Below are 22,094 nucleotides of genomic sequence, written 5' to 3'. Positions count from 1 at the left end.
GTATATAAAGTCTATATGAGTGACAAGCAAACCCATTGCCCTACATGTTCTACAACTTATAAGGTTAGCGTTGCACAATTAACCATAGCGCAAGGTATGGTTTGCTGTCCCAAATGCACCACGACTTTTAATGCTTTATCACATCTGGTGGCTGAGAACCAGAACTCGGTCACTGCTTCTGAATCTGCTTTTGATACTATCGATCATAACAGTCGTTATCCTACTCAGACCGACACATCTGGGCAGCATAACAACCAGGTTCAGCGGCCTCGGCACAGTTTTCTGAATATTTTTGATGAGAAAGTCGAAAACTCGAATATCGACTTGCATACTTACCTAAACAACCTGAACTATTTTAGCACCACCCCGATCAGCGTCTTACCCAGCATGAACTGGGATGAGTCGGACAAGGAACAGGAAAAAAGCTTACTTTATTATGCCGGCTGGAGTCTGTTAAACCTGTCCCTACTTGGACTGCTGTTATTCCAGTTTTTCTGGTTTAATCCCAAATATCTGCAAAATAGCCATGTCATGAGTATGGCATTCACCCAGATCTGCGAAACGTTTAACTGTTCGCATATTAATGAGCATTACAACCTAATTCATATTAATAAAGTCAAAATCAGATCTGTGGCTAAAAACGAGACACAATTTAGTGGTGAACTGGTCAATCTCCATGACCGCAGTCTCAGCCTGCCTATTTTAAGAGTAAACCTGAAAAAACATGGCAAGCAGACCGTGACCTACAACCTGACTTCACAGGAGTATCTGATTGAAAGTCTGGTAAAGGTAGAGCGAATTCCCCAAAACAGTCCCTTCAAGTTTAAATTTAGCCTTCCGGTAGACCGCAAAGACTTCGATAATTATAGTTTAGAAATAATTCGGCCTTAATATGGGTAAAAACTATTAAAAAATCGAAAAAAGTTTAAAAAAATGCAGTTTTCTTGCTCACTTTTTCCTAGAAAATGGTATTATACGCGCCACAAAAGCTATGTGCTGCAAACTCCTCGCTACTTTTCCACAACAAATACAGTCTTAACTAATGCGCTATAAAATTTATTGCGTATTGAGCAGATTTTTTGTTTGGATTTTGGTCAGTAACAAAACTTTAATTATTGTTACGCTTATTTTTCGACCAAACCGCAGAGATATGTCAAGCTACAAGCTCAATGTAATGACCAAGTTTTAGAACTCTAGTTTTAGGATCTAAAATTGGAGTTCATTTAAATTTCTAGACCACTTTTATATATCACTTTACCCAAGTGATATTTATTTTTCGGATTAATTCGCATGAATAGCAAGTCTCCTATTTTTACTGCACAATCTGATGTCGCTCTACGTATTCATGTAGATCGCGCAGTTCGCCACTACTTTGCACAACTGCAGGGCGAGCAACCTTCTCAGGTGTATGACATGGTGCTAGCAGAAATGGAGAAGCCTCTTTTATCTGTAGTTCTAGAGTACACACGTGGCAACCAGACACGTGCTGCTGAGATTCTCGGACTTAACCGCGGTACTTTACGTAAAAAGTTAAAAGCTCACGGTTTAATGAGTGAATAAATGATAAAATGCTTGCGGCTTCCGCAGGCATTTTTTTCGACCTGTATTTAGCTAATTTGTTTTAATTCTTGAAAACTGTGACGAAGATCATGACTATTAAACGCGCTTTAATCTCTGTTTCCGACAAGACTGGTATTGTTGAGTTTGCCCAAAACCTTGCTGCTCTTGGGGTAGAAATTTTATCTACTGGTGGTACATACAAATTATTAAAAGACAATAATATTGCCGTAGTTGAAGTTTCAGAGCACACTGGTTTCCCAGAGATGATGGACGGCCGTGTAAAAACTTTGCATCCAAAAATTCATGGCGGTATCTTGGCACGTCGCGGACTGGATGAAGCTGTAATGGCAGAACACAGCATCGATGCCATCGACCTTGTTGTTGTGAACTTATATCCATTTGCAGCCACTGTAGCAAAACCAAACTGTTCACTTGCAGATGCGATTGAAAACATCGACATCGGTGGCCCAACTATGGTTCGTGCTGCTGCAAAAAACCATGCTTCTGTCGGTATTGTAGTAAACGCTTCTGACTACTCAACCGTTATTGCTGAGTTAAAAGCAGAAGGTGCTTTGTCTTATGCTACTCGTTTTGACCTAGCGGTTAAAGCGTTTGAACATACAGCGCAATACGATGGCATGATCGCTTCTTATCTGGGTGCTCGCGTAGGTAAAGAAGAAGGTCAGGCAGACAAATTTGCACGTACTTTCAATACGCAATTAAATAAAGTTCAAGACCTTCGTTATGGTGAAAACCCGCATCAATCTGCTGCCTTCTATGTAGAAGACACAGCGACTGAAGCGTCTGTTTCAACAGCTAAACAGTTACAAGGTAAAGAGCTCTCTTATAACAATATCGCAGATACAGATGCAGCACTTGAATGTGTGAAATCATTCGCTAAACCTGCGTGTGTGATTGTAAAACATGCCAATCCATGTGGCGTTGCGGTGTCTTTAGATGGCATCCAGGCGGCTTATGACCTGGCTTATGCAACTGACCCTGAATCTGCATTCGGTGGCATCATTGCATTCAACCGTGAACTAGATGTCGCAACTGCACAAGCAATTGTGGATCGTCAATTCGTTGAAGTGATCATTGCACCTAGCGTTGCTGAAGGCGTTCTTGAAGTAACAGGCGCGAAGAAAAACGTACGCGTTCTGGTATGTGGCGAACTTCCAGCAATCGATGCGCGTCAATCTCAACTCGACTACAAGCGTGTCAACGGTGGTTTACTGGTTCAAGACCAGGACTTGGGCATGATCACTAAAGATGACCTTAAAGTTGTGACTAAACGTACGCCAACTGAACAGGAAATTGATGACATGATCTTCGCCTGGAAAGTTGCGAAATATGTAAAATCAAATGCGATTGTGTATGCGAAAAATCGTCAAACGATTGGTGTAGGTGCAGGTCAAATGAGCCGTGTCAACTCTGCGCGTATTGCTGCAATTAAAGCTGAACATGCAGGTCTCGTAGTTGAAGGTGCAGTAATGGCATCTGACGCATTCTTCCCATTCCGTGATGGTATTGATAACGCTGCAAAAGCTGGCATCAAATGCATTATCCAACCGGGTGGTTCTATGCGTGATGAAGAAACCATTGCAGCAGCTGACGAAGCTGGTATTGCCATGGTCTTCACTGGCATGCGTCACTTCCGCCACTAATTATGTAGTGCCAATGTAATGACAATGTCTTACATGCTGAACAATCTAGATTTTTAATCTTGCATAAAGTCCTCTCCTTTTTAAGTTGAGGGCTTTATGTCATTTTCGATTCATGGAGTATGAACCGATGAATATTTTAGTTTTGGGTAACGGCGGTCGTGAACATGCTTTAGCATGGAAAATCGCACAAGATAAAAAAGTTGCTAAAGTTTTTGTTGCGCCAGGTAATGCCGGGACTGCAACCGAATCAAAATGCGAAAATGTTGCATTAAACATTTTAGACAATGCTGCAATTATCGACTTTGCTAAAAATAATGCGGTTGATCTGATTATCGTGGGTCCAGAAGCACCACTTGTGAATGGTGTCGTAGATGCGTGCCGCGCTGCTGATCTTAAAATCTGGGGTCCAACGCAGTTTGCAGCACAGCTTGAAGGCTCTAAAGCATTTGCGAAGCACTTCTTAAAACGCCACAACATTCCAACTGCTTTCTATGACGTATTTACAGAAGTCGATGCTGCCAAAGCCTTTGTTGAAAAAAATGGTGCGCCAATTGTGATCAAGGCAGATGGCTTGGCAGCCGGTAAAGGCGTAATCGTGGCGATGAGCAACGAAGAAGCATTTGCTGCAATTGATGACATGCTGGCAGGCAACAAGTTTGGTGATGCCGGTTCACGTGTAGTTATTGAAGAATTCCTTGCGGGTGAAGAAGCCTCTTTCATTTGTATGATTGATGGTGACAACATCCTGCCAATGGCAACCTCACAAGATCACAAACGCATTTTTGAAGGTGACCAGGGTCCCAACACGGGCGGTATGGGCGCTTACTCTCCTGCGCCAGTGGTGACAGCTGACGTTTTCGAAAAAACCATGAAAGAAGTCATGCGCCCAACCGTTGATGGTATGAAAGCGGATGGACATGCGTACACAGGCTTCCTGTATGCGGGTCTGATGATTGACGAGCAAGGCCAACCTAAAGTGATTGAATTCAACTGCCGTTTTGGTGACCCTGAAACCCAGCCAATCATGATGCGCTTAAAATCTTCTTTGGTGGAACTGGTGGAAGCAGGTCTTGCAGGCAAGCTGCCAGCAGAAGCTGACTGGGATGAGCGTAAAACTGTCGGTATCGTACTTGCGTCACGTGGCTACCCGGAAACTTCAAGCAATGGTGATGTGATTTCAGGCCTAGACACTGAAATGGCCGATGCCAAAGTCTTCCATGCAGGTACTAAAGCCAATGAGAAAGGTGAAATTGTGACAGCTGGTGGCCGTGTACTTTGTGTAACTGCACTGGGCAATACCATCGGTGAAGCACAAGCCAAAGCTTTGGAACTGTGTGAAAAAGTCACTTTTGACGGTGTTCAATACCGTAAGGATATTGGCTACCGTGCGATTGCGCGTGAAAATACTTAATATTTTCCAGAATCGTTAATTGTAAAAGCCCTATTTTATATAGGGCTTTTTATCGTTCCAGATTTGGATTTTGTGCATTATTTTTTATATTTTTATCACTATAAATTTTATCAGTCCTCCCTCTTCCACCTTTGATCCAAAGCGTTGATGACAAAAACTGGCGTCTAGTCTATACAGTTAAAAAATTTGATCACTGTCGACGTTTACGCCTCCAGCATTTCTTAAATATATTTTCACACCACCTATAGAATTGCTTTATTAGCAGCATGCTTCCTACAGCGTCATAAACATAAAATATATTTTGCAGATAAAAACAATAAAAACAGGTGGTTCCAAGCCTCTTATATCCGTTTTTATGATTTAGATTGGATAAAATCTTATAAAGATCATAAATTAAACCATGACTTCGCCTGCCGATTTTTGATAAAAATAATACTTTGTATTTATTGATTTTTTAGTTGAAACCTCTAATCCTTATTCTACTAAATAGATAAGATCGCATTTTCACTTCACTATTCTGAATATAGCTTTATTGTTATGATGGCGACCATTGAAAGGCGGCTCTCTCCAGTTTTAATACAAAAGAAGGTACACGATTGTTTGATGCTCATCGGGTAGATACTGGAAACTTTAGATGTATGCTTTAGGCAAATACCGTGCGTATTCTGATTTACTTTCAAGCAGGATCGCGATAAAACGCTGCTTTAATACGACTTAAAAGTGCTTATACTTTAGGCAACAAAAAATTAGGATATTTTTTATGAAAAAGTTACTGGGTGTCTTATTGAGTGCATCTGTATTCACTTTAACTGCGTGTAGCAAACAGCAAGCTCCTGACAGTGATGCTGCTCAAGCTAAAAACTCCGGTGAACTGCAAACCGTAACGCTGGCATCTACCGGTTCAGATGCCGACATCTGGCGCTACATTGCAACATTGCCGGAAACCAAGCAAGCAGGTCTCAAGCTGGATGTAAAAAATTTTACCGACTATGTTGCCATGAATACTGCGGTCGCCAATAAAGAAATTGACCTAAACGCATTCCAGTCCTATGCCTATATGGTGGCGTATAATGATGCCAATACACAAAAAATCGCCCCGCTCGCGACCACTTATTTAGAGCCTATGGGGATTTACTCCAGCAAGGTAAAATCCTTGCATGAGTTTAAAACCGGTGCCACCATTGCCATTCCAAATGATGGTGCAAATGAGTCACGCGCCCTCCTGCTATTACAGTCTGCCGGTCTGGTGAAACTTAAACCTGAATTTGACTATGTCAAAGGCACTACGGCCGATGTGACTGAAAACGCCAAACAGATTGTCATCAAACCGATTCAAATGGCGACTGCAGTTCGCGTAAAAGACGAAGTAGATGCGATTGTTTTAGGTAATACTCTGGCAATGGAAGGCGGTTTAAACGTCTTAAAAGATGCGATTTACTATGAGCCAATTGATCAAAGCACTAAAATGAATGTAAATGTTTTAGCGGTGGCAGCAGACCGTCAGAACGACCCGGCACTTCAAAAAGTGGGCGCACTGTATCATACTCCTGCTGTGCAAGCCTATGTTGATGAACACTTTGGTGGCACAAAAGTCGCGGTCAACAAACCCGTTACTTATTTGACCGAAGCTCAGTAATATTTTACCCAATATAAAAACAGGCAAGCTTTTCTTGCCTGTTTTTTGCTGGTAATGCAGTTTTTGACACTATGATTGAATTTAAAAATATTTCCAAACAGTATGAGCTGAAAGGTCAAACCTTGCATGCCCTGAATCAGATCAATCTGCAGATCCCGACAGGCAGTATTTTTGGCATTATTGGATATAGTGGCGCAGGCAAGAGTACATTAATTCGCCTGATTAACCTGCTAGAACGTCCAAGCTCGGGACAAGTTATTATCAATGGTACAGATTTTACGGCCTTGGATGCGAAAGCATTGCGTCAAGAACGTGCAGGTATCGGGATGATTTTCCAGCATTTTAATTTACTGCAAACCCAAACCGTGGCGGCCAATATTGAAATGCCGATGAAACTTCTGGGCTGGAACAAGGCTGAGCGTGAAAAACGTCTGGAAGAATTACTGGATTTTATTGATCTAAAACATAAGCGTAATACCTATCCTGATGAGCTTTCCGGGGGTCAAAAACAGCGTGTCGGTATTGCACGCGCCCTTGCCAATCATCCTAAAATTTTACTCTGTGATGAAGCGACTTCCGCACTTGATCCACAAACCACCAAATCCGTATTACAACTCCTGAAAAAAATCAATGAAGAGCAAGGCATCACGATTGTGATGGTAACGCATGAAATGGATGTGATTGAATCAATCTGTGATTATGTGGCCGTAATGGAAAAAGGTGATGTGATTGAAACCGGCTCTACCTTGCAGATCTTCAGTCAACCGCAGCATCCAACCACCCGAAGTTTTATCCAGACCGTTTTACAGCAGCATTTGCCTGTGAATATTTTAAACAATCTGGAAAATCAGAATCAGCAGAGTATTTATTGTTTAAAATTTCTCGGCAGTTCAGCGCAGGAAACCGTGATTCAAGCGGTGATCAGACAGTTCAATATTAACCTGAATATTCTGTTTGCCAACATGACCGAAATTAATGGCTCCGTGATTGGACAGATGTTTATTCAACTCTCCGGCGATGGCACTGAAATTAACGCTGCCCTGCAATATCTGGAAGATCAAGGTGTGCAGGTATCACAAGCAGGAATACAAGCATGAGAGATTTCATTGTACAGTGGTTGACGACGCTGACTGCACCTTTCTGGAAAAGCTCCCTGTCCATGGACCAGTTCGTCACAGCCTTGCAGGAAACCTTTCACATGGTATTTTTCGCCATGCTGTTTGGCTGTATCTGGGGCTTTGTTCAAGCCATTATTTTACTGCTAACCCGTCCGGACGGCATTCTGCCAAATCGCGTGATTTATCACGGTTTAAATCCAATTGTGAATGCGCTTCGCTCCTTGCCGTTTATTATTCTGCTGATTGCAGTCATCCCGCTGACCAAGTGGATTGTAGGAACATCTATTGGTACTTGGGCGGCGATTGTACCGCTAACCATTTATGTCGGGCCTTATATTGGCCGCCTGATTGAAACCTCGTTGCTGGAAGTAAATGCAGGCATTATTGAGTCTGCACAGGCGATGGGTGCAACTCCAATGCAGATTATTTTCAAATTTGTCCTGCCCGAAGCCCGTAGCTCCCTGATTCTCAATCTGACCACTGCAACCATTAGCCTGATTGGTGCGACAGCGATGGCCGGGGCCGTTGGTGCTGGTGGTATTGGTGATTTAGCTATTTCTTATGGTTATCAGCGTTTTGACACGTCTGTGGTGATCATGACAGTGATTGTCTTATTGATTCTGGTCCAGATTGTTCAAAGTATCGGTGACTGGCTGTCGCGGTTAAGATAAAAATTATAGTTCAGCCCTCTTCGGAGGGTTTTATTTTTCCTCTATAACGATGCAGGACATATTCAGCTCGGTTAACAGTTCATATATGGATCATGGCTCGTTGGCGGGTAATCTAACAATATTTCAGCAAACTAAGAAAAGTTTTTTATGAGTGCACCCAGCAGTGCTGCTCGTTTTTCAAGACTAAAGAAAAATAAGCTGCTCAATTAAATTAAAAGTTCAGCATTTCCCATCAATTTCAAACTGCAACAATAAATCCCATGTTAAACTATCGAGCGGTTTTTGCAGGGACTCATTTATGCACTTTGTTCATCTTGGTATTCATACAGAATTTTCGATTACTGAATCCATCGTACGTATACCTGATTTAGTCAAAGCTGCTGAGAAAGAGCAAATGCCTGCCCTTGCCCTCACCGACTTGTCCAACCTGCATGCAGCAGTAAAATTTTATGGAAAATGCCTAGGAAAAGGCATTAAACCGATTTTAGGTTCAGAAATTCGCCTGAATGATGCCGAACATCGTATGACCTTACTGGCCATGACCAATAAAGGTTGGCGTAACCTGACTGAGCTGGTCTCCGAAGGCTTTATTCGCGGACAGCAACTGGACATTCCGTGCATACAAAAAAAATGGATTCTGGAGCAGTCCGACGACATGATTGCCCTGCTCGGCATACAGTCCGATGTTGGAAAAATGCTTATTACCTCCAATCCACAAAAAGCTGAACCACTATTAGAAGAATGGATTGAAAAATTTGGGAATCGTGTCTATTTAGCACTTAGCCGTACCAATCGTCCAGATGAAGATAACTTCATTCTTGAGGCGGTTAAGCTGGCCAAAAAGTACAATATTGGGGTCGTGGCACATAATGATGTGCATTTTATGACCCGTAATGACTTTGAAGCACATGAAGCGCGTGTATGTATTGCAGATGGCTATGTTCTGGGCGATAACCGCCGTCCCAAAACTTATTCACCTGAACAGTACTTTAAATCTGCCGAGGAAATGACCGAACTTTTTTCGGATATTCCTGCAGCAATTGAAAACACCTACCATATTGCCAAGCGCTGTAATGTAACCTTGCAACTGGGTAAATACTTTCTGCCGGATTATCCGATCCCTGAAGGTCATACCATTGATACTTACTTTGCACATTTGTCTAAAGAAGGTCTCGAAGAGCGTCTGGACTTCCTTTATCCGCCTGCAGAGCGTGACGAGCACTGGGCAGAAATCCGTAAGCCTTATGATGAGCGGATTGAATATGAAATCAACATCATTAACTCGATGGGTTTCCCTGGCTACTTCCTGATCGTCATGGACTTTATTCAATGGTCCAAGAGCAACGGCGTACCGGTAGGCCCGGGTCGTGGTTCAGGTGCGGGTTCACTGGTGGCCTATAGTTTAAAAATTACCGACCTGGATCCGTTACGCTATGAGCTGCTGTTTGAACGCTTCCTGAATCCGGAACGTGTGTCAATGCCCGATTTTGACGTAGACTTCTGTATTACTGGTCGTGACCGGGTGATTGACTATGTTGCACGCACTTATGGCCGTGACGCGGTGTCCCAGATTGCAACCTTCGGTACCATGGCTGCCAAAGGGGCAATTCGTGACGTCGCACGGGTACTAGGCAAATCTTATGGTCTGGCAGATCGGATCTCTAAACTGATTCCAACCAAACCGTTGGGTCTAACATTGGAAGAGTCGCTGGAAGCCGAACCGCAACTCAAGGATTTGGTGACCAATCCCTCGAATCCTGACTATGATGATGCTTCTGAGATCTGGGAAATGGCTCTCAAACTTGAAGGCATTACCCGAAATACCGGTAAACACGCCGGTGGTGTGGTCATTTCACCGACCAAGATTACCGATTTCTCTGCGGTCATGTGCGATGCTGATGGTACCGGACGCGTGGCACAGTTCGATAAGGACGATGTTGAATCTGCCGGTCTGGTGAAGTTTGACTTCTTAGGCTTGCGTAACCTGACCGTGATTGAAGATGCGGTCAAGAACATCAATAAACGCATTCAGAGTGAAAAACCGCTGGATATTGCCTATATCCCGCTAGATGACAAAGACGCCTACCTCGTATTTGCTAATGCCAACACCACCGCCGTCTTCCAGTTTGAATCTGTCGGCATGAAAAAGATGCTGAAAGAGGCGCGTCCTAGTAAGTTCGAAGAAATTATTGCCTTTGTATCTTTATACCGTCCTGGTCCGATGGATCTGATTCCTGACTTTATTCACCGGATGCATGGTGGCGATTTTGAATATCTGCATCCCCTGTTGGAAGGTGTCCTGGAACCGACCTACGGAATTATGGTGTATCAAGAACAGGTGATGCAGGCTGCGCAGTACTGTGCCGGTTATACCTTGGGCGGTGCGGACTTGCTGCGCCGGGCCATGGGTAAGAAAAAGCCTGAAGAAATGGTCAAACAGCGTAAAATCTTCATTGAAGGCGCTGCAAAAAAAGATATTGATGAAGCCACAGCCAACCATATCTTTGACTATATGGAAAAGTTTGCCGGCTATGGTTTTAACAAATCACATGCGGCTGCCTATGCTTTGGTGGCCTATCAGACTGCCTGGTTAAAAGCCCATTATCCGGCTGAGTTTCTGGCAGCAGTCATGTCCTCGGAAATGCAGAACACCGATAACGTGGTCTTCCTGATTGACGACTGCCGTAAAAACAATCTGGAAGTGTTACCACCTTCAGTCAATATGTCGATTTACCAGTTCCACGCCATTGATGAAAAAACTATTGTGTATGGTCTAGGTGCGATTAAAGGCGTGGGCGAAGCGGCAATGCAATCGGTGATCAACTCACGTAACGAGCAAGGCCCTTATAAAGACCTGTTTGATTTCTGTCACCGGATCGACTTGAAGAAAATCAATAAGCGTACTCTGGAAGCCTTGATCCGTGCGGGCGCACTCGACTGTCTGGGAATTGAACGTGCAGATTTGATGGTACAACTGCCTCAAGCCGTTCAGGCAGCAGAACAGGCACGTTCAAACCGTGAAACCGGCATTATGGACCTGTTTGGTGAAGTTGAAGAAGTTCAGCGCAAGCCATCTAAACCGGTCAAACCCTGGTCAGATGAAGTCCGTCTTAAAGGTGAAAAAGACACGCTCGGCCTGTATCTGACCGGTCATCCGATTGATGTCTACCGTAATGAGCTGAAAGCCTTTGTGCCTGCACAAATTAATGAATTGACCCCCACACGCCGTGGCGTAACCACGGTGTTTGCCGGGCTGGTGGTAGATGTGGCGAACTTCCCGAACCGGATGATGGTTACGCTGGATGATGGTACGTCACGTATTGAAATTTCTACCAACCATGAACGTTTCCAGCGCTTCAAAGAGATTGTCCAGGTCGACAAAGTGGTAGTCATTGAAGGCGAAATTTATGAGCGTGAAGGTTTTGACCGCCCACTGGGCCGCTTGACCAAGGCTTTTAGCTTAAATGAAATCCGTCAGAAACGTGCTAACAGTATTAAAATCACCCTGACTGCCGAGCACCAGAGCAAAACACTGGCACGTGATTTACAGCAGATCTTACAGCTTTATACGGATGTAGACATGAGCACGCATATTCCGGTGATTTTATATCTGGATTATGACTATGCCAGTACTGAACTGCATTTGGGCCTCAACTGGAAAGTTGCGCCGCTGGATGAACTGCTCATAAAGCTGCGTGATTACTTTGGTAAATCGGCCATTCATATTGAATATCAAGTTAAGTCCAAAGCGGCCAGAGCCGTCTCTTATGAAGAAGCCAAGCCTGTCGAAGTGCCGCCACCACCTGCCGATATGAGCATCGAAGATGCTATGGACCTGTATCAGGCGGAAAATCAGGCCCAATATTCATAATTTCATTTAAAAACATTCACAATTGGAAAGTTCATGAGTCAAATTGACAATGCTACCGTTTCAGCACATCTCTCCCATGTGCGTATTGTCATGGTCAATACCACCTTACCTGCCAACATTGGCAGTGCCTTACGCGCCATGAAAACCATGGGCCTGTCCAAGCTGGTTCTGGTGGCACCGAAAACCTATCCGCATCCGGATATTGCCGCGCTGGCTGCGGGTGCAACTGACCTGATCGAGCAGATCGAAATTGTAGAAACCCTTGAAGATGCCATTAAAGACTGCCAGATTGTATTCGGTACCAGCGCACGCAGCCGCACCATTCCATGGCCCTTGCTGGATGTCCGGCCAGCTGCAAGCAAAGCCCTCACTGCGGTTACACAAGAGCAGAATGAGGTTGCGATTATCTTCGGTCGCGAAGACCGGGGGCTGACCAATGAAGAATTGGCGATGGCCAATTATCACTTAACCATTCCTGTGAATAAGGATTATGGTGTTTTGAACGTCGCTCAGGCGATTCAAATTATTTGCTATGAGCTTCGTATGGCAGCCATGGAACAGGTTGAACATCCACAAGATCCTAAAGCCACCATGCAAGTGATTGATGGTATTGAAATGCAATGGGACGAGCCGCTGGTGACACATGAGCACATGGAGCAGTTCTATCCGCATTTGGAAAAAATGTTGGCAGAAATTGAATTTATGGATCCCAAAAATCCGAGATTATTGCCTTTACGCTTGCGTCGCCTTTTTGGACGTATACAATTAGATCGTATGGAATATCATTTACTTCGTGGTATTTTTAGTCGTGTTCAGGCTCTAAATAACGGGACTTGGAAAAAATCTTCAAAGACATTACAACAGAATGAGGATCAAAACTAATGCTAAAACAGCTCAAAGAAGATATAAAAGCTGTCTTTGCGCGCGATCCTGCAGCACGCAATACACTCGAAGTCTTAACCACCTACCCTGGTATTCATGCCCTGATCATGCATCGCATGGCACATGAACTGTGGAACAAAGACTGTAAAGGAACGGCGCGTGCCCTGTCTTCATTTAGCCGCTTTGTCACCGGAATTGAAATTCATCCGGGGGCAAAAATTGGCCGCCGCTTTTTTATCGATCATGGCATGGGCGTGGTCATTGGGGAAACTGCAGAAATTGGTGATGATGTCACGCTTTATCATGGGGTAACACTGGGGGGTACGACCTGGAATAAAGGGAAACGTCACCCTACCCTGGAAGATGGTGTAGTGGTGGGGGCCGGAGCAAAAATTCTGGGCCCTTTCACTGTCGGTAAAAATGCCAAGGTCGGTTCTAATGCCGTAGTGACCAAGCCGGTACCAGCCAATACAACGGCAGTCGGTAACCCGGCACGTTTCATTACCAAAGACAAACCAAAAAATGATAGCGAAAGTCGCCGTCGTGACTATGCAGAGAGTATTGGCTTTCTGCCTTATGCTGCCACTGAAGAGCAGTCTGATCCGATTCTGGAAGGAATGCGTGTACTGCTGGATCGAATTCAGCAAAATGAAAAACGCATGAATAACTTATGCAACCGCCTGTCTTTGCTTGATCCATCATTTAAAAAGCCACTTGATGAATCACCTTTGAGCAAGGAAGAGCTTGCAATTCTGGAAGAAGCACGACGGGAATGTGAAGCACAAAGCAATCAGTCCAAAGCCTGACCATACGCTTAACTTTGTAACATGCAATGACTTGCATGATTCTAACAGTTTTCATAGACTGGCGATCATGTGATTTTTAAACCAGCTATTTTAAAAAATAACACAAATGGACGGATATTATGACTCTTAAGCCCTTGGCGCTTGCTTGCTTAACCCTGACTTTAACTGCATGTTCAACCATGTCACAGAAACCAGCACAGAAAGCGACAGATGCAATTGTATTTGTAGAACCAGCACTTACACCACCATTTTATGCTTTAAATCCTTTCAACTATAACGAACCACCTCCGTTTGAAGTCCATCTGCAAAAAGCTGCAGTCCAACCTGTGACCAAAATGGTTGTGAGCGACCCGAATGATCCCTCTAAAAAGATCACGCTAGATGTCAATAAGCTGATCATTCCATTAGTCGACAGCAAGGCCTCTTCCCTGCATTATGCCACTCTTGCACAGGACAATGAGATCGACATTACAGAGGTGGATGATTTTCTGCAAATGGTCGAAGGCAAGGCTCGCCATTATCCGCCTCGCTTTACGGACCGTCAGGAACGTCGTGGTTTTGAAGCAAAATTACGTGAAGTTTCCCAGCATCTGGATACGCTCGCCGCACGTGAAAATGCCTCTTTCGATGTATTGATGCGTGCCTTTAAAGCCAGTGTGATGGCGCGTAACCTGGATCTGGGTTCTGTCTATACCACGAAATCCCTGACCTATGCACAGCGCATTCTTCGCCTGAATCAGGATGATCCTGAAGTGAATTTCTGGTTTGGCTTTGGCTTGTCTGAAGGGGGTGGTCACCGTGAAGCAATTCCATATCTGGACAAGGCCATGAAGGCTGGTGTGCAGGAAGCCTATCTGTCGGCAGCAAATAATTATATTGCTCTGGAGCAGAAGAAAAACGCGATCCAAACGTTGAAAAATTACAAAATCAAATATCCGCAAGAAGCTGAAGTGGCAGACCGCCTGATCATGGAGGTGGAGAAAAACGGCCGCTGGAACGTTTGGCAAGTGATGCAAACCGCAACGCCTGCACCAGCTGCCAAGACGCAATGATTGGCTTGTTCTTTTAAACCCCTCATAAAAATAGACTGCTACGGCAGTCTATTTTTATGGAAAAATCAGTAGAATACAGAATATTATGGTTTCAAGAATTTAAATGAGTCTGCAAACGGTATGCATAAAAAAATAACTAAAAAGCTTCTGCTGTGCACCCTGGTCATGAGTAGCCTACTCAGTGGCTGTCAGGTCGTCAGTGTTAAGGAGCTGGCAATTAATGTCTCGATTAGCAATGAGCGTGACAGTATTCTGACCCGAGATAAACTCAGTGAAGCCAGTCTGAATGTTTTGTCCATGACCGGACGAGAGGCACAAATCTGTATGGATCAACCTGACGAATGTGTGGCAGAGCTGAAAAAAATCCCGCAGATTCTGGATGAGCAATTACTTTCTACTTCGAGTGAATTGTATCTGGCTAAATCTTTGCAACTTGGCAAATCGGCAGAATGTACCACCAGTGCCCTGGCGAAAACCCGTTCTGAAGAGAAACAGCAACTCCACAAGCAGAACCAGCAACAATGTCAGGAACAGCAATTACTGATGCTGGATAAAAGCATTCGCTACAGCTATGCCTACCTATTTCAGACCGAGCGTGCACCACAGGAACGGATTTTTGATAACCGGCAGGTCCAGATCCGGGATTTTTATAACCTCGCAATTGCACATCTGATTCATATTTATGCCGAGCGGCATGAAAGCAAAGAAGCCGGTCAGCGCCTGCAGGTGGGCAAGAGTGTCTATACCCTTAATCTGGACAACTTCCCACAGCTGAAAAATCAGTCGATCGAAAAGTTGATGTCCACCTATAACATGAACTTTTCCGGCTTACGTTCGATTACCCGTCGTGATGGTTTCGGTTCCGAATTTCTCGCAGTCTTGCCGGAAGAAAAAACCTCGCAAGAAGACAAAAAGTATCTGGCTGATCCGCTAAAACATCAATACCGCAATGGTTTTAACCCGAACATTCATTCGGCACGCTATCTGGCGACAACCATTACTGCTATTCCGCAATTCGCCCATTCTGTTGAGCAGATTTTAAATAGCTCTCATTTTAACTTGAATCTTTATGATCCTTATAAATATGAAAAAATTAAGGTCGCAAACAAAGAGTATGCTTTAGCTGCAAATTTTTCTGCTCCTTACGGTCTCTGGCTGGCGGAAAACAATCTCGGGCGTATGGCCTATCTGACGCTGATTGATCGTGATGACAATCTGATGATGCCGCATCTGTATATGCTGGAGCCTTATAATCCCAACAAGAAAGTCCTGGTCTTAATTCATGGCTTGGCCAGCAGTCCGGAAGCCTGGATTCGTCTGACTAACGACATTATGGGTGATCCGGTTTTAAGAGAAAACTTTCAGGTCTGGCAGGTGTTTTACTCCACCAATATGCCAATTCTGGAAAGTCGTTACCAGATTTATGCCCTGCTCCAGCAAAGTTTTTCCCGTCTCAACAATCATGCACCCGCCAAGAAGGAAGCGGTGCTGGTCGGACATAGTATGGGCGGTGTTATTTCCCGCTTATTGGTCAGCCAGGCAGATATCAGTCAGTCTACATTTAACACTGTGAAAAACACTCAGCTGATCAGGTTCCGCAATAATCCTCTATTTAAAGCACGTTTAGAAATGCGGCCTATTCCAAATTTCAGTCGTGCCATTTTCTTGGCGACCCCGCATGAAGGAACCGAATATGCAGACCGTTGGCATACCAAGCTGGCCCGTAAGATTATCCGTATTCCAAGTGCTTTTCTAGGGGCTTTTGCTGATACAGTCCAAGGTGAAGTTGGTTTAAGTGATTTTGTCCATGAAATGGGCCATGAGCTGATTCAGAATGGGCCTAGCGATTTGAGTGAAAATTCAAGATTTATGACTCTGACCAAAGGCATTCAACCTCCTCCGGGTTTTAAATTTCACTCCATCATCGGTAATACAACGGACAGTGAGGATGTGAATCACATGTCTGATGGTATTGTGTCTTATCAAAGTGCCTATCTTGAAGGGGCGGCTTCCAGTAAAACGATCAAGGGCGGCCATTCGATTCAGGAGACTCCGGAAGCAGTGCTTGAGCTACGCCGACTGCTCAGATTACATCTGGTCGATTTAGGTCTGTACCATCCTGATCAATGATCGGTTGAATTAAAAGAGCTGCCTATAGGCGGCTCTTTTTTGGGTTAATATTCACCTAATAGAATGATAAATCTGGTTTGAGCTTCAACCAAACTATAAAGTTGATCATGTGGGCTTGGGCAAAACGATGTATGAAAGAGAGGGAGTATAGGGGGATAGCTGATTCCCCTATACTTTTGGCTTTTTAATGGACCACCAGGACTAAATCCATATTTCTCACCTGTTTACCAGGGTTCATTAAAACTTGCTCAATCTGACAATCTTGTTCAGCCTTAATCGCAAGCTCCATTTTCATAGCTTCAATGGTAAATAATGTATCGCCTTTTTTCACAGACTGACCGGACTTTACAGGAACCGTACTGATCATCCCCGACATCGAAGCACCGATATGTTTCGGGTTCAACTGGTCTGCTTGTGGATGAGCGCTGGTTTCTTTCTGATTCGCCTGTCTCACCTGAATCAGACGCAATTGTCCGTTCAGCTCCACAAACAGATCAATGATTCCCTCTTTCGCTTCCGACCGTCCCAACAGTTTAATTTCAAGTGTTTTACCACGTTCAATTTCTATTTCAACCGGAGTCTGCTCTTTCAAGCCATAAAAGAAGGCTGAAGAGGGAATGCTTGAAGTCGTCCTATATTTCTGTTTGTGCTGCATAAAGTCGCTAAAGACTTTCGGATACATGAGATAGGATGCCAGTTCCTGTTCGGTGATCACCTGACCAAAGAGATTTTCAAGCCTGACTTTTTCACTCTCCAGATGAACAGAGGGCATAACAGCACCCGGACGATCACTTAAAGGCGCTGTACCTTTTAAGACCTTATGCTGTAATGCTTGCGGAAAACCGGATGCCGGTGTCCCTAGTTCCCCTTTAAACAGTGAAACTACGGATTCAGGGAAATTAATCTCAAGCTCCGGATTATGAATGTCTTCAGGCTTGAGATTGTTGGACACCATATACAAAGCCATATCCCCGACCACTTTAGAAGTTGGGGTAACTTTAATAATGTCACCAAACAGCAAGTTAACTTGTGCATAGGCATCCGAAACTTCCGACCAGCGTTCTTCAATGCCCAGCGAACGCGCCTGTTCACGCAGATTGGTATACTGACCACCCGGCATTTCATGATGATAGACATCGGCTGTACCGGCTCGCATATCTGCTTCAAAGGGTGCATAGATATGACGCACGCCTTCCCAGTAAGTGGAAAGTTGTTGCAGGTTGTTTTGATTGAGTCCAGTATCCCGATCAGTATTTTTTAGTGCGGCAACAAGCGATCCCATGCCGGGCTGTGAAGTCAGGCCGCTCATGGCATCCATGGCGGTATCAACCGCATCTACACCCGCATCAATGGCAGATAAAACACTGGCTGCAGCAATGCCACTGGTGTCATGGGTATGAAAATGAATCGGTAATCCGGTTTCTTCCTTCAATGCCTTGATCAGCTCACGTGCTGCGGCTGGTTTGCATATACCGGCCATATCTTTGATAGCCAGGATGTTAGCCCCTGCCTTTTGCAATTGCTTTGCCATCTCAACATAGTAGTTGAGGTTATATCGGCGGTTGTGGTCAAAAATATCACTGGTATAACAGATCGCGGCTTCACATAGCATACCGGACTCTCTTACCGCATCCATGGCCACCCGCATATTGTCGACTGCATTCAGCGAATCGAATACCCGGAACAGGTCGATACCGCCTTGTGCTGCCTGTGCAATAAAGTGGCGAACCACATTATCCGGATAGTTGGTATAGCCCACTGCATTCGATGAACGTAGCAGCATTTGAAATAGAATGTTCGGCACAGCTTCACGTAGTCGAGCCAGACGTTCCCACGGATCTTCTTTTAAAAAACGCATCGACACATCGAAGGTTGCCCCGCCCCAACATTCTAGCGAAAACAGCTCGCTGGCCATCTGCGAATAATACGGTGCAATTACCAGCATGTCTGCCGTACGCATACGGGTTGCAAACAGGGACTGGTGAGCATCACGCATGGTGGTATCTGTTACCAGCACACGCTTTTGATTCAACATCCATTCAGAAAAGCCTTCTGCACCGAGTAATTTAAATTGGTCTCGGGTTCCGGTTGGAATTGTCTGATTCAGGTGAAATGCCGGTAACTGCGCGGGCGCCGGAAATGCAGCAGGAAGTGAGCGGCCTTTTAGCTCCGGCTGTCCATTTACCGTCACATCGCCTAAAAATTCCAGCAACTTAGTGGCACGGTCCTGTTTCGGTTTGAACTGGAATAAGTCAGGTGTGGTATCAATAAACTGGGTGGTACATGTGCCTTGAGTGAATAAAGGATGCATTATGACATTTTCTAAAAATGCCAGATTATTAGACACGCCGCGGATACGGAACTCCCGTAATGCGCGTAGCATTCGTGCATTGGCCTCATCACTACTCGCCCCACGCACTGTCACTTTGGCCAGCAAAGAATCGTAATAGGGAGTAATCACCGCACCTGTATAAGCGGTCCCGCTATCTACACGCACCCCAAAACCGGTGGCGCTACGAAATGCTGTCAGGCGTCCATAGTCCGGCATAAATCCATTTTTAGGGTCTTCAGTCGTTAGGCGGCATTGTAGCGCATGACCTAATAACCTGATTTGTTGCTGAGATGGAATAAAGCTGTTGCCATCTCCGACTTTAGCGCCTTCAGTCACCTTGATTTGTGCTTTGACGATATCAATACCAGTAATTTCTTCAGTAACCGTATGTTCGACCTGAATACGCGGATTGACTTCAATAAAGTAGAAAGCCTCCGTTTCAGCATCCATTAAAAACTCAACTGTCCCAGCATGGGTATAATCGACAGCACGAGCCAGCCTTAAAGCGGCTTCACACAGTTTGTTCCTTTGCTCAGTAGACAGATAAGGTGCAGGCGCCCGCTCAACGACCTTTTGGTTACGTCGCTGTACCGTACAATCACGTTCAAACAGATGGACGATATTACCATGCGTATCTCCTAAAATCTGTACTTCCACATGCCGTGCCTGACGAATCAGTTTTTCTAGATATACTTCATCATTACCAAATGCCGATCTGGCTTCACGCCGTGCAACCAAAATCGCCTCTTCCAGCTCGCTTTCCTGTTCAACCACCCGCATGCCGCGGCCTCCTCCGCCCCAGCTGGCTTTGAGCATCAGCGGATAACCCACCTCGGCAGCAAGCCGTTGACAGTCTTCCAGCCCTTCAGGTAAGGCCTTGGTTGCCGGTATCACAGGAACACCCGCAATAATTGCCACATTGCGCGCCATCACCTTATTACCCAATTGACGCATCACTTGCGGTTTAGGACCGATAAAACGAATTCCGGCTTGGTTACAGGCTTCAGCAAATTCAGGATTTTCAGACAAGAAGCCATATCCAGGATGAATGGCATCGACTCCGGCCTCCAGTGCAATACGGATAATATCTTCAATATCCAGATAAGCTGCGATGGGTTTTTTTCCTGCGCCTACACGATAAGCTTCATCTGATTTAAAGCGATGTAGGGCAAATTTATCTTCTTCTGCATAAATTGCAACGGTACGAATTCCCATCTCTGCTGCCGCACGCATGACACGAATGGCAATTTCACCACGGTTTGCAACCAATATCTTATTAATTTGTTTCATGTTCCTTCACGCATTTGTTAATACCTGAGTGATTCAAATTTTGCTGAAGACAAAAAGGTGAAATTTGAATTTTCAGGTTTTCTCCTACCGATTATTCAAGAGCAGCTAAACGATAAATAAGCCTGCAACTATTGATCTGATACAGCCAATAGGTCGGTTTAGCTTATTTAAAAAACCAGCTATTGAATATTGAATGGTGTTAACGCTACTTATAGCGGTGGAATGCGAATATTTCCTTCCATTAACACACGCGCACTTCGGCTCATGATGGCCTTTTCAATCACCCATGTACCATGATGCTGCTTCGCTTGAGCGCCAACGCGTAATGTGCCAGAGGGATGACCAAAACGGACGGCATGGCGTTCACCGCCTCCGGCAGCCAAATTGACTAGAGTACCGGGAATACAAGCAGCTGCTCCAATCGCAACTGCAGCAGTGCCCATCATGGCATGATGCAGTTTACCCATCGACAAAGCACGTACCAGCAAATCAATCTCATCCTCTAACACCTGCTTACCACTTGAAGTCGTATAGTTTTTTGGTTCAGAAATAAAAGCAATTTTAGGGATATGCTGGCGGGTGGCGGCTTCCGAAATATCTTTAATCAAGCCCATTTTGACAGCGCCATGGGCACGAATTTTTTCAAAACGTGCCAGTGCCGTGGCATTACTATTAATATGATCTTGTAATTCGGTGCCGTGGTAGCCTAAATCTTTGGCATTTAAGAAAATAGTGGGAATGCCAGCATTGATAAAGGTTACTTGAAAACTGCCAATATCCGGAACATCGAGCTGGTCAACCACATTCCCTGTAGGAAACATATCGTCGCCTTCTCCATCAGCCGGGTCTAAAAATTCAATTTGCACCTCAGCTGCCGGAAAAGTTACTCCATCCAGCTTAAAGTCTCCCGTTTCCTGAACCTGGCCATTGCTAACCGGCACATGTGCAATAATCGTCTTTTGAATATTTTTCTGCCAGATTCGAACAGTACAAATCCCATTCTCTGGAATACGGGATGCCTCAACCAGACCATTCGAAATGGCAAAAGACCCCACCGCAGCGGTTAAATTACCGCAGTTTCCACTCCAGTCTACAAAAGGCTGATCTATAGACACCTGGCCAAACAGATAATCGACATCATGCTCTGCTTGAGTGCTTTTAGAAAGAATGACAGTTTTGCTGGTACTCGATGTTGCACCGCCCATACCGTCAATTTGTTTACCATAAGGATCCGGGCTTCCCATTATGCGCAGTAAGAGTTGATCTCTTATTGCGCCTTCAAGCTGGGCTTGTTCCGGCAAATCATCCAGCTTAAAAAATACACCTTTACTGGTTCCACCACGCATATAAGTGGCTGGAATTTTTAGTTGTGGCTTATGATCCATTTAAGCATCCTCAAAATTATTTGACCCATGAATAGCTCTAGGCTGTTTGATTCATCAGGCTGCTTTTGCTGCTAAAAAATCTTGTGCAAAGCGCTGCAACACCCCACCGGCTTCATAGACAGACACCTCTTCCTCAGTATCCAGACGACAGGTCACCGGGACTTCAATAATCTGATTCTTGCCATCTTCAGTTGCACGCTCAATCACCAAAGTCAGGTCAGAACGCGGCGCAATATTCCCCATCACGCTATACAGCTCCGTCCCGTCCAGCTTCAGGGTTTTACGA

At 44.7% G+C, this 22,094-nt stretch carries 15 protein-coding genes; 12 read left to right on the top strand and 3 right to left on the bottom strand.

Annotated elements, in window-relative coordinates; all coding sequences use genetic code 11:
• Nucleotides 1–15 precede the first annotated feature (15 nt).
• The 12 genes from NI467_RS08390 (at nucleotide 16) to NI467_RS08335 (ending at nucleotide 16,801) form a co-directional block, all read left to right on the top strand.
• On the top strand, nucleotides 16–891 hold the full coding sequence (locus NI467_RS08390; protein ID WP_253152262.1) for a DUF3426 domain-containing protein: 876 nt from the start codon (nucleotides 16–18) through the stop codon (nucleotides 889–891).
• A 399-nt stretch (nucleotides 892–1,290) separates the two neighbouring features.
• Nucleotides 1,291–1,560, top strand: a complete 270-nt coding sequence (gene fis, locus NI467_RS08385) for a DNA-binding transcriptional regulator Fis (protein WP_001086304.1) — start codon at nucleotides 1,291–1,293, stop codon at nucleotides 1,558–1,560.
• Nucleotides 1,561–1,649: 89 nt separating this feature from the next.
• On the top strand, nucleotides 1,650–3,224 hold the full coding sequence (gene purH, locus NI467_RS08380; RefSeq protein WP_253152260.1) for a bifunctional phosphoribosylaminoimidazolecarboxamide formyltransferase/IMP cyclohydrolase: 1,575 nt from the start codon (nucleotides 1,650–1,652) through the stop codon (nucleotides 3,222–3,224).
• 127 nt (nucleotides 3,225–3,351) lie between these two features.
• A complete protein-coding gene (gene purD / locus NI467_RS08375; RefSeq protein WP_151205137.1) occupies nucleotides 3,352–4,635 on the top strand; it encodes a phosphoribosylamine--glycine ligase in 1,284 nt (427 codons plus the stop codon).
• 760 nt (nucleotides 4,636–5,395) lie between these two features.
• Nucleotides 5,396–6,271 (top strand): MetQ/NlpA family ABC transporter substrate-binding protein, encoded by an 876-nt coding sequence (locus NI467_RS08370; RefSeq protein WP_253152257.1) that lies wholly within the window; start codon nucleotides 5,396–5,398, stop codon nucleotides 6,269–6,271.
• A 71-nt stretch (nucleotides 6,272–6,342) separates the two neighbouring features.
• The gene (locus tag NI467_RS08365) at nucleotides 6,343–7,368 is read left to right on the top strand and encodes a methionine ABC transporter ATP-binding protein (protein ID WP_151205135.1); all 1,026 of its coding nucleotides are present in this window, start codon (nucleotides 6,343–6,345) and stop codon (nucleotides 7,366–7,368) included.
• Nucleotides 7,365–8,060 (top strand): methionine ABC transporter permease, encoded by a 696-nt coding sequence (locus NI467_RS08360; protein ID WP_151205134.1) that lies wholly within the window; start codon nucleotides 7,365–7,367, stop codon nucleotides 8,058–8,060. Before NI467_RS08365 ends, NI467_RS08360 begins: the two co-directional genes overlap by 4 nt.
• Nucleotides 8,061–8,358: 298 nt before the next feature.
• Nucleotides 8,359–11,931 (top strand): DNA polymerase III subunit alpha, encoded by a 3,573-nt coding sequence (dnaE, locus tag NI467_RS08355; protein WP_253152256.1) that lies wholly within the window; start codon nucleotides 8,359–8,361, stop codon nucleotides 11,929–11,931.
• Between the two features lie 33 nt (nucleotides 11,932–11,964).
• Nucleotides 11,965–12,813 (top strand): RNA methyltransferase, encoded by an 849-nt coding sequence (locus NI467_RS08350; RefSeq protein WP_253152254.1) that lies wholly within the window; start codon nucleotides 11,965–11,967, stop codon nucleotides 12,811–12,813.
• Nucleotides 12,813–13,619, top strand: a complete 807-nt coding sequence (cysE, locus tag NI467_RS08345) for a serine O-acetyltransferase (RefSeq protein ID WP_253152252.1) — start codon at nucleotides 12,813–12,815, stop codon at nucleotides 13,617–13,619. The genes NI467_RS08350 and cysE overlap by 1 nt, the downstream gene beginning before the upstream one ends.
• A gap of 119 nt (nucleotides 13,620–13,738) precedes the next feature.
• Entirely contained in the window at nucleotides 13,739–14,671 is a 933-nt protein-coding gene (locus NI467_RS08340) for an ABUW_2363 family tetratricopeptide repeat lipoprotein (protein ID WP_253152250.1), read from the top strand.
• 120 nt (nucleotides 14,672–14,791) lie between these two features.
• Entirely contained in the window at nucleotides 14,792–16,801 is a 2,010-nt protein-coding gene (locus NI467_RS08335; RefSeq protein ID WP_253152241.1) for a triacylglycerol lipase, read from the top strand.
• 184 nt (nucleotides 16,802–16,985) lie between these two features.
• Here NI467_RS08335 and NI467_RS08330 read toward each other — a convergent pair whose 3' ends face one another.
• The 3 genes from NI467_RS08330 to NI467_RS08320 all read right to left on the bottom strand — a co-directional run.
• Nucleotides 16,986–20,423 (bottom strand): pyruvate carboxylase, encoded by a 3,438-nt coding sequence (locus NI467_RS08330; RefSeq protein WP_253152239.1) that lies wholly within the window; start codon nucleotides 20,421–20,423, stop codon nucleotides 16,986–16,988.
• A gap of 209 nt (nucleotides 20,424–20,632) precedes the next feature.
• Nucleotides 20,633–21,808: a 2-methylaconitate cis-trans isomerase PrpF gene (prpF, locus tag NI467_RS08325; protein WP_253152237.1), complete on the bottom strand. Its 1,176-nt coding sequence runs from the start codon at nucleotides 21,806–21,808 to the stop codon at nucleotides 20,633–20,635.
• 54 nt (nucleotides 21,809–21,862) lie between these two features.
• The coding region (locus tag NI467_RS08320; protein WP_253152235.1) for a hypothetical protein at nucleotides 21,863–22,094 on the bottom strand (232 nt) is incomplete at its 5' end.

The organism is Acinetobacter sp. S4397-1 (assembly GCF_024129285.1).
Lineage (GTDB): Bacteria > Pseudomonadota > Gammaproteobacteria > Pseudomonadales > Moraxellaceae > Acinetobacter > Acinetobacter lwoffii_C.
Note: the sequence above shows the minus strand (reverse complement) of the source record. Positions and strands in the feature narration are given on the sequence as shown.